Genomic DNA, 12,676 nt, shown 5'->3' on the forward strand with positions numbered 1-12,676 from the left:
GCGAACGTTCGCCTCGCTTGGCACGAACCGACAAAACAAGACAAAGCGTCATGCCCATGCGCCTCATGCAACGACAGCCTCTCGACGGCCGCCATCATCTCATTCTGCTGGCCGGTGCAGTCGGTATCCTGCTCTATGGCATCATCGCCCTGGACACACCGACGGCCATTGCCCTCATCGCCGCCGGTGCCTATGCCATTGCACTCTGCCTGCTCTGGGGCATCGACTGGCAACGTATCGAACAGGACCTACTGACGGGCATCCATGCCATGCTGGTGCCCATCCTGATTCTGATCAGTGTCGGCATGATGGTGGGGGTGTGGATGCTCTCCGGCACCATTCCGTCCATGGTCGCCATCGGGCTGGAGGCGTTATCGCCAGCGCTGTTCCTGGTTGTCGCCTGCTTGTCATGCTCGATGATGTCGATCATGGCCGGCACGTCCTGGGGGACCCTGAGCACGATCGGCGTAGCCCTGATGGGGGTTGCCATCGGCCTGGAAATCCCGCCGGGCTATGCCGCGGGCGCCATCGTCACCGGTACCTTCTTCGGCGACAAGCTCTCGCCGCTCTCCGATACGACGGTCATGGCATCGGCCGTCTGCGGGGTCAATATCATCACGCATATCAAGCATATGCTGTACACCACCCTGCCCGCCTACGGCCTGGCGCTCATCATCTATGCCTGGCTGGGCAGCATGGCGGCCACCAACGGGGGCATCTCCGGCGATACCCAAGTCATCCTGCAGGCCCTGCATGCCGACTTCTTCTTGACGCCTGTGACCCTGTTGCCCCCACTGGTCGTCTTTGCCTGCATTCTATTGCGCAAGCCGGTCCTGCCCTCCTTCTTCCTCGGCATCCTGAGCGGGGCGCTGATCGCCATGCTCGTCCAGGGTGCCTCGCTGTCGGCGGTGGGCGAAGCCCTGAACACCGGCTTTCGCGCGGACAGCGGCATCTCCATGGTCGACGACATGCTATCGCGCGGCGGCCTGCAGGGCATGATGTCCACTGTCGCCGTACTGATTGCCGCCGCCGTGCTGGGCGCCCCCTTCAAGAGCGCCGGCACCCTGGACGCCGCCGTGCAAATGCTGGCCCGCCGCCATGCCGGGCGCCGCCAGGTGCTCGGCGGTTCCATGGCGCTGCATGGAACCGCCTTTTTGCTGACGGGCAGCTACTACGTGACCTTCTCCCTGCTCGGCCCGCTGCTGCGTCCTCTCGTTACCGCCAGTGGCAGTGATCCCAAGAACCTTTCGCGTATTCTCGAAGACACCGGCACCACCCTCTCTCCCCTTGTTCCCTGGGGCGTGACCGGGGCCTTCACCGCCGCCACCCTGGGCGTGGCCACCACCGAGTTCTTCGTCTACGCCATCCTCTGTTATACCACGATCCTGTTTTCGCTCTTCTATGTGATCAGTGGACTGGCGCAGGGGCGCCCTGTCGCCACAAGCGACGCCAATTCCTGATCACGGTCCATACAAGGCGCTACCTCGATACCTGGAGATAATATGCCGACCTCCTTTTCCGCCACCACGCCCTATGCCTCGCAGCGCAGTCTCACCTATGCACGTCACGGCATGGTGGCGGCTTCTCAGCCGCAGGCCAGCCAGGTGGGACGCGACATTCTGGCCCAAGGAGGCAACGCCGTGGATGCCGCCATCGCCACGGCAGCGGCCTTGACCGTCGTCGAACCCACCGGCTGTGGCATTGGCGGCGACGCCTTCGCCCTGGTGTGGATCGCCAGCGACGATGCCGGCAATGGCCACCTGCATGGCCTCAACGCCAGCGGCAACGCACCGGCCGCGCTGACACCGGAAGCCGTGACCGCCGCCGGACACACCGCAATGCCCTTGCATGGCTGGACACCGGTTACCGTGCCCGGCACACCCTCCGCCTGGGCCGAGCTGTCACGACGCTTCGGCAAGCTCGACTTCGCCAGCCTGCTGGCACCCGCCATCCGTCTGGCCCACGAAGGCTTTCCGGTCTCGCCGGTGATCGCCAGCCTGTGGCAACGCGACGAGGCCACCTTCCGTCGTCACCTGGAAGGCGAGGCGATGCAGGCCTGGTTCGAAACCTTCACGCCGGCCGGTCGGGCGCCCCGAGCCGGCGAATGGCACCGCTGCACCGACCAGGCCGCCACGCTCGAACGCATCGCCGAGACCGGTGCCGAAAGCTTTTATCGCGGTGAGCTCGCCGAGCGTATCGACGCCTTCTCGCGCCGCACGGGGGGCTACCTGCGCGCCGAAGATCTGGCCGATTACCGACCGGAATGGGTCGCGCCCATCTCGGCACGCTACCGCGACGTCGATGTCTGGGAGATTCCACCCAACGGGCAAGGTCTGGTGGCCCTGATGGCGCTGCGCATGCTCGAGGGGTTCGAGCCCGGACACCGCGATGCCCCCGAGGTGCTGCACCGTCAGCTCGAGGCCATGAAGCTGGCCTTCGCCGATGGCCAGGCCTACATCACCCAAGCCGAGCACATGAGCCAATCCGTCGAGGCCCTGCTGAGCGACGCCTACATCGAGTCGCGCCGCCGGCTGATCGGCGACCGTGCCCTGACGCCCGAGCCCGGCACGCCACCTGCCGGCGGCACGGTCTACCTGGCCACCGCCGACACCGAGGGCAACATGGTGTCCTACATCCAAAGCAACTATCACGGCTTCGGCTCGGGCGTGGTAGTACCCGGCACCGGCATCGCCCTGCAGAATCGCGGCCACGACTTCAGCCTCGACCCGAATCACGACAACTATCTGGCACCCGGCAAGAAGACCTACCACACCATCATCCCCGGCTTTCTGACCCGAGGCGGCAAGGCGCTCGGCCCGTTCGGCGTGATGGGCGGCTACATGCAGCCTCAAGGGCATGTGCAGGTGGTGATGAACCTGGTCGACTTCGGCCTCAACCCCCAGGCCGCACTCGATGCGCCACGCTGGCAATGGCTGGGGGAGCGACGCATCGGCATCGAACGCGGCTACCCGGCGCATCTGGTCCGCGCCATGGCCGAACGCGGCCACGACATGCGAATCGCCTACGACGAACGCAGTTTCGGGCGTGGCCAGGTCATCCTGCGCGATCCTGACACCGGCGTTTACAGCGGGGGCACCGAGCCGCGTACCGACGCCAGCATTGCGGTGCTGTGACCATGTGGCAACGGCAGATTCGACTCTTCATGGCCTTCCTGCGCGTCGGCCTGTTCGGCTTCGGCGGCGGTCCTTCGATGATTCCGCTGGTCCGTCGGGAAGCGGTCCAGCGCCACGCCTGGCTGGACGATAACGACTTCGCCGACGTGCTGGCCATCGGCAATACCCTGCCCGGCCCCATCGCCACCAAGATGGCCGGCTACATTGGCTATCGCGTGGGCGGGCCGCTGGGCGCCATCAATGCGGTGGTCGCCGTCACCGTGCCATTGATCCTGGCGATGATTGCCCTGTTGGGCCTCTACGCCCGATACGGCGACCAGCACTGGGTCCAGGGCATGGGCCAGGGAGTGGTTCCCGTGGTGATGGTCATGATGGCCCAGTTGACGTTCGACTTCTTCGTCAAGTCCCGGGCCGGGCTCGGCTGGCTGGCCACCGTGATCCTCGGGGTCGCCGCTGGCGGCCTGATCTATGGTCTGGGCCTGCATCCGGGCCTGGTGATCGGCGCCATCCTGGTCGCCGCTCTGTTGCGTCCCATGCGCCGAACCTCAGCCGAGGAGCCCTCCCGATGATCTACTGGCAACTGTTCCTGGCCTTCTTCGTGCCCAACATCGTCGGTTACGGCGGCGGCCCTGCCATCATCCCGCTGATCGAGAACGAGGTAGTCGGCCGCTACGGCTGGATGACCTCACAGGATTTTGCCGAGACCCTGGCATTGGGCAATGCCCTGCCCAGCCCCATCGCCACCAAGATGGCCGGTTACATCGGGCACGACGTGGCCGGCGTGCCCGGTGCATTGATCGCCGTGCTGGCCACGGTCGCCCCCTCGCTGATATTGATGCTGGCCGCCCTCGGCACGCTCTACCGCTATCGGCATTCGCCTCGAGTCAAAGCCATGAGCCAATGGGCCCGCCCGGTGGTAATGGTGCTGATGGCCTATCTGACCTGGTCTTTCCTGGACGAGGGACTCGACACCCTCGGCTGGCTGCATACCGCCATCATCGGCGGGGTCGCCGCCCTGCTGCTCACGCTGACCCGAGTACATCCCGCCCTGGTCGTGTGCTTCGGCATCGGCTACGGCGCCCTGCTGCTGGGGTGAAGCGGTGCCCTAGTCGGAGAAAGCAAAAAAAGCAAAAGGTACGGCGTCGAGAGTGGGTGAGAGACCCTCGGCAGGAAGCCCCCACCGAAGGTGGGCGCCAGGTTTCCCCGCTCAGTCGCTCACCTCGGTATCGGAGAGCTCCATGATCATGCGTGTCGTCAGGTAGAGTCGGGGCACCACACTGTCGACTAGCACGAATTCCTCATCGCTGTGATAGCGTCCTCCCGCCAGCCCAAGGGACTCCAGCACGGCCGGGGTTGAGGAATCGGCATGATAGGCATAGGCCGCATCAGTGCCACCACCGATCTCGGCGGCCTGCAGTTCCCGATCGAGCTCCCGGTAGATCTGCTGAGCCTGCTCGGCAAGGGCTGTGGTCTGGGGATTGGAGGGTAAGGGCGGACGCCCCTTCTCGAGCCGGAACTCCACGTCGGTATCATCGATCAACTGGTTCTCGATGATATCCCGAGCCTCGTTCAGGACACGCTCGTATTCACTGCTATCAAAGTAGCGCATATCACCTTCAGCCCGAGCCTGCTCAGGAATGATATTGCGCTTGCTGCCACCTTCGACGATTGTCCAGTTAAGCGTGGTCTCCTTGTCCGGGTCACCGAGATCCTTCAATTGCAGCAACTGGTGGGAGAGCTCCATGACAGCGTTACGCCCCTCCTCCGGTGCGCCACCGGCATGGGAGGATCGACCGTTCACCTCGAGAAAAGCGTAGTTGATACCCTTGGTGACAACTGTCACGGCATCGGTTTCCCCCTCACTGAACGTCGGTTCAAACACCAACACCGCATCCTGCTCGGCAGACAGTTTCCGGATCAGATCACGAGAACCGAGCGACCCTTTTTCCTCATCGGGATTGAAGACCACGGTCAACTGGCCATAGTCGTCGAACCCTAGTGTCTCCAGCGCCTCCAGACTGTGCAGGATGACAGCGACGCCGCCCTTGGCATCTCCCACTCCCGGCCCATAGGCGCGGTTCTCCTCTATGCGGAAGGGGCGTTCCTCGGCGGTGCCCTCGCCGAAGACGGTGTCGTAGTGGATCATCAACATGATGTGGCTATCGCCATTCCCCTGAAGGCGCCCCACCAGAGTGTTGCCGCCGTAGGCCTCGGCGGGGTAAGTCTCCACCTCAGCACCGAGGGCTTCCAGACGCTCGGTGAGCAACGTCTCCACCTTGTTCAGGCCGGTGACAAAGCCCGTTCCAGAATCGATGTTGACGAGCGTTTCCAAGGTCTGCAGTAACGGTTGTTGCTGTTGCTCGACGGCATCGTGCACTTCCTGGTGCGGAGCGGCATGCGCCACCGTGGTGAGCACGCCATATGCCAATCCCATGGCCAGCATCGAGGGCTTCATCGGTGTCTCCTGTTTTGTTGTATCAGCAATAACGAAGTTAAGCAGAGGTTGAAGGAAACGCAACCAGCCCCCGTTGAAGGGCGTCTGAAAGCAAAAAGGCCCCCGTCCTGTCCGGACGGGGGCCAAGCGCGACGCAGAGCTTGAGAGCGAGCCGAGAAGGAGGGGCAGCACGCACGACCGACGCTGCGTCACACCTTGAACATGACGCACCTCAGGCAACTCTTCTGAACGCCAATTCATGCAACTTCTGTAAGACATCCCTGATCATCGATGATGGCATTCGGCGCCACGACATCAGCCTTTCTCCACATATCGGTGATGCTCCAACGGACTTGCCTTCCTCTTTCTTCCACCCGATACTGTATATAAATACATATCAGGTGCCACACCATGCCTGACACCACCCTGCATACACCGCCCTTGCGCCCCGGTGCCTTTCCGTCGACCGCCGCACGGGCGGGCCTGACCGGCTTTCCCTCGCCGGCGGAGAACTACGCCGAGCGCACCCTGGATCTCAACGAATGCCTGGTGAAACATCCTGCCGCGACCTTCTTCATGCGCGTGGAGGGGCACAGCATGCAAGCCCATTCCATCCATCACGGCGATATCCTGGTCGTGGACCGCGCGGTGTCGGCTTGCTTCGGGCATATCGTCGTTGCCCCGATCGACGGCGAGATCCTCGTCAAACGCCTCGAGCAGCGCCACGGACGCGCTTTTCTCTGTTCCGGACATCCCGACCACGCTCCCATCCCGATCAATGAGCGAAGCCTCCAGATATGGGGCGTGGTGCGTTCGGTCATCCACGAGTTCCCGCTATGATCGGACTGGTCGACTGCAACAACTTCTACGTGAGCTGCGAGCGCGTCTTCCAGCCGAGCCTGGAAGGACGGCCCGTCGGCGTGTTGTCCAACAACGATGGCTGTGTCATCGCCCGCTCCACCGAACTCAAGGCCATGGGCGTGGAGATGGGCACCCCGGCCTTCAGGCTGCAACCCTGCTTGCAGCGTGGCGAGATCCACCTGCTGTCTTCCAACTACGAACTCTACGGCGACATGTCGGCGCGCGTCAGGATGGTGCTCGAGGAGGGCGTCGATGAGGTGGAACCCTACTCCATCGACGAGATGTTCGTGCGGCTCGAGGGCCTCGACGATGCGGCACTGACGCGCCAGGCGCGCTCACTGTACGATGACGTGCGGCGCTACACCGGCCTGCCCGTGTGCGTCGGTGTAGGCCCCACCCACACCCTCGCCAAGCTCGCCAATCATGTGGCCAAGTCGTCCGCCGCGTATCAGGGCGTCTGTATCCTTACCGCCGATAGCGACGGGACACGATACCTCCTGCGTCACACGCCAATCGGCGATATCTGGGGACTGGGCCGTCGCCTGGCCGAACGCCTGGCGCTGCTGGGACTGCGCAACGCCTGGGATCTGCGAAATGCCGATGCCAAGACCCTGCGCCGTCATCATTCCGTGGTGCTCGAACGCACCATCCTCGAGTTGCGTGGCATCAGTTGCATCGCCATGCAGGACGACGAGGCGCGCCGGCGCATCATGGTCTCCCGCTCCTTCGGTCGCGCCACCGGCGAGTGGCAGCATCTGCGCGAAGCCATCACCCAGCATGCCCAGCACGCCGCCGAGAAACTGCGGCACCAACGTAGCCTGGCCTGCGCCCTGTATGTCTTCCTCAAAACCAATCGACACCGTCACGACCAGCCTCAGCACACGCCCGAACTCGTCGTCGCACTACCCCATCCCACCAACGACAGCCGCCCCATCATCGCGACCGCCCGACGGGCGCTGGCTCGCATTCACCGTCCCGGTTACCGCTACATGAAAGCCGGCGTGATGCTGCTCGACCTGCTGGACACCGAGCACCACCAGCTCTCGCTGCTGGATACCACCGACGACACTGAACACCCACGCAACGAGCGCCTCATGACTACGCTGGATACCCTGAATCGACGCATGGGGCGCAACACCATCGGCTTCGGTCTCCCCACCGCCAACGCCCCCTGGAAGTTGCGCTGCGGCAACCTTTCATCGCGCTATACCACTCGCTGGGGCGAACTGCTCAAGGTAAAGGCATGAGCCTGCCGCGGAGACGGCCCGAGCCGAACCTTTCGGCTCGACAGGCACTGGGATAGGCAATGAGGCGTGTAGATAGTCCCGTGTTCCGGCGCGTACAATGCGCCCTCTACTTTGGTCCAAACCGCTTCCGGTGTCGGCCGAGGTCTCTCATTCATGATCCTCCCGCGAGATTTTCCGCCGTGCTCTCTACCGCCAACATCACCATGCAGTTTGGCCCCAAGCCGCTGTTCGAAAACGTTTCCGTCAAATTCGGCCAGGGCCATCGCTACGGCCTGATCGGCGCCAATGGCTGCGGCAAGTCGACCTTGATGAAGATTCTCGGCGACGATCTGGAGCCTACCAGCGGCCAGGTCATGAAGGATGCCAGCACGCGTCTGGGCAAGTTGCGCCAGGATCAGTTCGCCTTCGAGAATGAGCGTGTCATCGACACCGTGATCATGGGCAACGAGGAGCTCTGGGCCGTCACCGCGGAGCGTGAGCGCATCTACTCGCAGGCCGAGATGAGTGAAGAAGATGGCATGGCGGTCGCCGATCTCGAAGTGCGCTTCGCCGAGCTCGACGGCTATACCGCCGAGGCCCGTGCCGGCGAGCTGCTGCTGGGCCTGGGCATTCCCCTCGAACAGCACGACCAGCCGATGAGCGTTGTCGCGCCGGGCTGGAAACTCCGCGTGCTGCTGGCCCAGGCGCTGTTCAGCGACCCCGACGTACTGCTGCTCGATGAGCCGACCAACCACCTCGATATCAACACGATTCGCTGGCTCGAGGACATCCTCAAGGCACGCTCATCGACCATGATCATCATCTCCCACGACCGCCACTTCCTGAATAGTGTCTGTACCCACATGGCGGACCTGGACTACGGCGAGCTGCGGCTGTTCCCCGGTAATTATGATGAGTACATGACCGCCGCCACCCAGGCGCGCGAACGCCTGCATGCCGAGAATGCCAGGAAGAAGGCGGAAATTGCCGAGTTGCAGCAATTCGTCAGCCGCTTCTCGGCCAATGCCTCCAAGGCCAAGCAGGCGACGTCGCGCCAGCGCAAGATCGACAAGATTCAGCTCGAGGAGGTCAAGCCCTCCTCGCGCGTCAGCCCCTTCATTCGCTTCGAGCAGAACCGGAAGATTCACCGCCACGCCCTGGCAGTGGAGGATCTCACCAAGGCGTGGGGCGACAATGTGTTGTTCGAGCGCCTTGGCCTGCGCATCGAAGCAGGGGAGCGCGTGGCTATCATCGGGCCCAATGGCATCGGCAAGACCACCCTGCTCAAATGCCTGATGGGCACGATGCCACCCGACGCCGGCGAAGTGAAATGGACCGATGCCGCCGAGGTCGGTTACTTCGCGCAAGACCACGCGGCGGATTTCGACGGCGGCGAGACGCTGTTCGAATGGATGCAGCAGTGGACGACCGGCGGCGAGCAGACTGTACGTGGCGCCCTGGGACGGATGCTGTTCTCCAACGATGAGATCGGCAAGTCGGTGAAGGTCATCTCGGGTGGCGAGCAGGGGCGCATGCTGTTCGGCAAGCTCATCCTGCAACAACCCAATGTGCTGGTCATGGATGAGCCCACGAACCACCTGGACATGGAATCCATCGAAGCACTCAACCTGGCACTGGAACACTATGCCGGCACACTGATCTTTGTCAGCCACGACCGAGAGTTCGTCGGCTCGCTGGCCACGCGCATCATCGAGATGAAAGACGACGGCATCGTCGATTTCAGCGGTAGTTATGATGATTATCTGCGCAGCCAGGGCGTTGCCGGATAAGCGTTCCCTCGCTCATGATGGGCAGCACCTCCGCCCATCATGAGTGGCCGACCTCATCGACACAGCCCTTCCACGACTCGACCTGAATCGTCGCGTGCTCGACGGCAAAGGCGTCGCTCAGCATCGCCTTGATCTCGACCAGCACCCGCTCCTGGTCCGCCTCCTCATCCAGAATCGCATGCAGCGACATCAGATGGCGCCCCGGCGTCAGTGACCAGGCATGCACATGATGCACATCGCGGACCTCCGGCAGTTGCTCGGCAAGTTCACGCTTGACCCGCTCCACATCCAAACCTTCCGGCGTGCCTTCCAGCAGGATATGCCCGGACTCCCGCGTCAACTTCCAGGCGCTGCGCAAGATGAGCGCCGCCACCAGCAACGACAACAAGGGATCAATCGGCGTCCAGCCGGTCAGCAGTATCACCACGGCGGCAATGATCGCGGCCACCGACCCCAGCAGGTCGCCCAGCACATGCAGGGCCGCACCGCGAATATTGAGGTTCTCGCGATCCCCCATGTGCAGAATGGCGAAAACCACCAGGTTGACGACCAACCCGAGCCCGGCGATCACCAGCATGGTACTTCCAGCCACGGCGATCGGCGCGAACAGCCGGCGGATCGCCTCGATGGCAATCCAGACGACGATGGCGATCAGCGTCAGGCCATTGACGAAGGCCGCCAGCACCTGAACGCGATGATACCCATAACTGCGCCGCGTATCGGCCGGACGCCGACTGATCCAGGCGGCGAACAGGGCCAGCGCCAACGCTCCGGCATCGGTGAGCATGTGCCCCGCATCGGCAAGCAGCGCCAGCGACCCCGACAGCACGCCACCGACCAGCTCGGCCACCATGAAGCTCCCCGTGAGCAGAATGGCCCAGCCCAGGCGTCGCTGGCTGTCGTGCTCCCCATGGGCGCCATGATCATGTTGATGAGACATCAGCTCTCCTTCCGTCAGGGGATACCGCCTACCTCATTCTCGTCCCCTTCCGGCCGCGAGTCGACCGCTGCCATGGCAGTAGCTTGCCCACTCGACATTACCGATCGGCTGGAAGCCTTGGCGAAGCGGACTCCTCCTTCCCAGCAGTGGAATACCCAGAATCAGGGTAACTTCAACAGAGCGGGCTGATGCCAGTAGAAGATTTCACGACGCTTCCCTACGCTTCCCTGTAACCATGACAGCAACTACACAACGAAATCGGTATGGAGAAATGCATGAGCGATGGTCCTAAACAGCCCGCCCTCGACCCTGAGCGCCTGGAGCCGCGCATGGGGTCCTCTTATCCGGAGCCTTGGGGATCGGCCTGCAGCAACCGCGAGAAGCGAGCCCTTGGTGACCCATTAGGGCTCACCGCATTCGGAGTCAACCTGGTTCGGTTGCCACCGGGCGCGCCCTCTTCCCAACGTCACTGGCACAGCCACGAGGATGAATTCGTCTACGTGCTGGAAGGTGAGCTGACCCTCATCACCGACGCCGGTGAACAGGTACTGACACCTGGCATGGTCGCTGCCTTTCCCGCCGGCAAGGCAGATGGCCACCACATGGTGAACAAGAGCCGTGCTTGGGCGACTTACCTTGAGGTTGGTAGCCGCCCGCCTGAAGATGAAGTTCACTACCCGGACATCGACCTCTTCCTGCCAGCGAAGGGCGGCTTCTGCCACAAGAACGGCGAGCCCTACTGAACGCTCTATGCGCTATCATGACACCGGCTGCACTTCCTGAGGGGAGCGACTCGGCTACTTCGGCATGAGGTAGATCCGACACCAGAACCACCCAAAAATACTGCCATTGGATAACAGTAGGTGAAACCGAGAGAAACACGGAAAACCGATAATGGCGGGGACCCAGACACGAAAAAGCCGCCTCGACGGGCGGCTTGATCTGCTGTTCTGGCGGAGGGGGAGGGATTCGAACCCTCGAAGCCTTTCGACTTACACACTTTCCAGGCGTGCTCCTTCGACCACTCGGACACCCCTCCGCATTGTCATTCTCGAATTCGGCACTGCGGCGCGACGCCCGAGAATTGCGCCCTCTTTCTCTCAAGGACGGCGCGTATACTAGCGACTTAAGTCCGCGAATGCAAGCCGGTTTTCGGATTGTCGGGCGACGCCGGCGTCAGGCGCGCCGCTCGGGTAGCACGGCGTAGTCGCCCTGGGCCTCGAGGCAGAGAGTATCGCCACACCAGAGCCGCTGGACGAGGGCGATGCGTCCCTTGCCCCGGCGTTCCATGCGCTCGGCAAGGCGTACGCTGGCCTCCTCCGCCTGGGGTGTGCAGATCAGTCGATAGTCACCGGTCACAGGAGCAAGAAAGCGTTGCTGCGATTCGGCCACGACCACGTCACGGTCGTAACCGTGGCGACGCAGCCAGAGCGTGGCCCAGCACCAGCCCAACAGAGTGGTCTGGGCAGCCAGGGCGCCACCGAAGCCGGTGCCCTTGTCGTTCAGGCTGGGCGCCAGTGCCAGCTGCCAGATCAGGGCGTCACCATCGCGCTCCATGCCCTGTATACCCAGCCGGCCCGCCAGCGGTATTGCCTGGAAGAGCCAGTCGAGGAAGACGGCCGGGGCATCCTCCCCGCCCCGCTCAGGCAGCGGCAGACGTGGATGGGCGATACCGATGCTGCGCTCGCTCACGACCAGCGCTCCACGAAGTCCGAGGGATCGTGTTCGGGCAGAGGGCGATGTCGGCCACCCAGTTGGCCGAGGTAGATGAAACCGACCAGTTCGTCCTGCTCGTCGAGCCCGAGCCCCTTGCGCACGGTGGGATCGAAGGCGTATCGCCCGGTGCGCCACATGGCACCGAGCCCCTGGGCGTGGGCCGCCAGCAACAGGCCGTGAGCGGCACAACCGGCGGAGAGCACCTGCTCCACGCGCGGCACCTTGGGCTCGTCCGGCGTGACGCGAGCAATCACGGCGATGATCATCGGCGCGCGCAGCGGTTTCTTGCGCGCAGCATTCAGGGCCGCGTCATCGATATGCGGATTCTCGCGGAACTCGGCCTCGGCAAACAGTTCGCCGAGACGCTCGAGCCCGGCACCGGAGAATTCCACGAAGCGCCAGGGCCGCAGTTCCTTGTGATCCGGGGCGCGCAGCGCGGCCCGATACAAGGCGTCGAGCTGCTCGGCCGAGGGCGCCGGCCCCGTCAGCTTGCCCATGGAGCCACGTTCGTGCAGCAGCGTCATTGCATCCATCGCGCATTCCTTACGTAATCGAAAAAGCAGTCAGCAACGAGA

Annotated in this window: 12 protein-coding genes and 1 tRNA gene; 8 read left to right on the forward strand and 5 right to left on the reverse strand. The window is 63.3% G+C overall.

Annotated elements, in window-relative coordinates:
* Positions 1-50 precede the first annotated feature (50 nt).
* Genes A9O65_RS07005 through A9O65_RS07020 form a run of 4 tightly spaced genes read left to right on the forward strand, consistent with a single transcriptional unit; the run spans position 51 to position 4,230 of the window.
* Positions 51-1,460: a Na+/H+ antiporter NhaC family protein gene (locus A9O65_RS07005; protein WP_082920134.1), complete on the forward strand. Its 1,410-nt coding sequence runs from the start codon at positions 51-53 to the stop codon at positions 1,458-1,460.
* Between the two features lie 42 nt (positions 1,461-1,502).
* Positions 1,503-3,134, forward strand: coding sequence for a gamma-glutamyltransferase family protein (locus tag A9O65_RS07010; protein WP_064701745.1), 1,632 nt, complete (start codon positions 1,503-1,505; stop codon positions 3,132-3,134).
* Between the two features lie 2 nt (positions 3,135-3,136).
* Positions 3,137-3,703 (forward strand): chromate transporter, encoded by a 567-nt coding sequence (locus A9O65_RS07015; RefSeq protein ID WP_064698751.1) that lies wholly within the window; start codon positions 3,137-3,139, stop codon positions 3,701-3,703.
* Positions 3,700-4,230, forward strand: coding sequence for a chromate transporter (locus A9O65_RS07020; RefSeq protein ID WP_064698752.1), 531 nt, complete (start codon positions 3,700-3,702; stop codon positions 4,228-4,230). Before A9O65_RS07015 ends, A9O65_RS07020 begins: the two co-directional genes overlap by 4 nt.
* Before the next feature lie 111 nt (positions 4,231-4,341).
* Here the strand turns inward: A9O65_RS07020 and A9O65_RS07025 are convergent, their stop codons facing one another.
* On the reverse strand, positions 4,342-5,589 hold the full coding sequence (locus A9O65_RS07025; protein WP_064701746.1) for a glutamate carboxypeptidase: 1,248 nt from the start codon (positions 5,587-5,589) through the stop codon (positions 4,342-4,344).
* 390 nt (positions 5,590-5,979) lie between these two features.
* Between A9O65_RS07025 and A9O65_RS07030 the strand changes: the two genes are divergently transcribed.
* The 3 genes from A9O65_RS07030 to A9O65_RS07040 all read left to right on the forward strand — a co-directional run bounded on the left by A9O65_RS07030 (position 5,980) and on the right by A9O65_RS07040 (position 9,445).
* The gene (locus A9O65_RS07030; RefSeq protein WP_064698754.1) at positions 5,980-6,408 is read left to right on the forward strand and encodes a LexA family protein; all 429 of its coding nucleotides are present in this window, start codon (positions 5,980-5,982) and stop codon (positions 6,406-6,408) included.
* A complete protein-coding gene (locus A9O65_RS07035; protein WP_064701747.1) occupies positions 6,405-7,676 on the forward strand; it encodes a Y-family DNA polymerase in 1,272 nt (423 codons plus the stop codon). Before A9O65_RS07030 ends, A9O65_RS07035 begins: the two co-directional genes overlap by 4 nt.
* A gap of 179 nt (positions 7,677-7,855) precedes the next feature.
* Positions 7,856-9,445 (forward strand): ABC-F family ATPase, encoded by a 1,590-nt coding sequence (locus A9O65_RS07040; RefSeq protein ID WP_064701748.1) that lies wholly within the window; start codon positions 7,856-7,858, stop codon positions 9,443-9,445.
* Positions 9,446-9,482: 37 nt separating this feature from the next.
* Here A9O65_RS07040 and A9O65_RS07045 read toward each other — a convergent pair whose 3' ends face one another.
* Entirely contained in the window at positions 9,483-10,385 is a 903-nt protein-coding gene (locus A9O65_RS07045) for a cation diffusion facilitator family transporter (RefSeq protein ID WP_064701749.1), read from the reverse strand.
* 275 nt (positions 10,386-10,660) lie between these two features.
* Here A9O65_RS07045 and A9O65_RS07050 point away from each other — a divergent pair, with 275 nt between their 5' ends.
* A complete protein-coding gene (locus A9O65_RS07050; protein ID WP_064701793.1) occupies positions 10,661-11,128 on the forward strand; it encodes a cupin domain-containing protein in 468 nt (155 codons plus the stop codon).
* A gap of 208 nt (positions 11,129-11,336) precedes the next feature.
* Here the strand turns inward: A9O65_RS07050 and A9O65_RS07055 are convergent.
* From A9O65_RS07055 to A9O65_RS07065, 3 genes are all read right to left on the reverse strand, one after another.
* Positions 11,337-11,424, reverse strand: a tRNA-Ser gene (locus A9O65_RS07055).
* A gap of 137 nt (positions 11,425-11,561) precedes the next feature.
* On the reverse strand, positions 11,562-12,077 hold the full coding sequence (locus tag A9O65_RS07060; RefSeq protein ID WP_064701750.1) for a YiiD C-terminal domain-containing protein: 516 nt from the start codon (positions 12,075-12,077) through the stop codon (positions 11,562-11,564).
* Positions 12,074-12,634: a nitroreductase family protein gene (locus A9O65_RS07065; protein ID WP_064698761.1), complete on the reverse strand. Its 561-nt coding sequence runs from the start codon at positions 12,632-12,634 to the stop codon at positions 12,074-12,076. Before A9O65_RS07065 ends, A9O65_RS07060 begins: the two co-directional genes overlap by 4 nt.
* Between the last annotated feature and the right edge of the window lie 42 nt (positions 12,635-12,676).

Origin of the sequence: Halomonas caseinilytica (genome assembly GCF_001662305.1) — a bacterium.
In the GTDB taxonomy this organism is placed as follows: domain Bacteria; phylum Pseudomonadota; class Gammaproteobacteria; order Pseudomonadales; family Halomonadaceae; genus Halomonas; species Halomonas caseinilytica.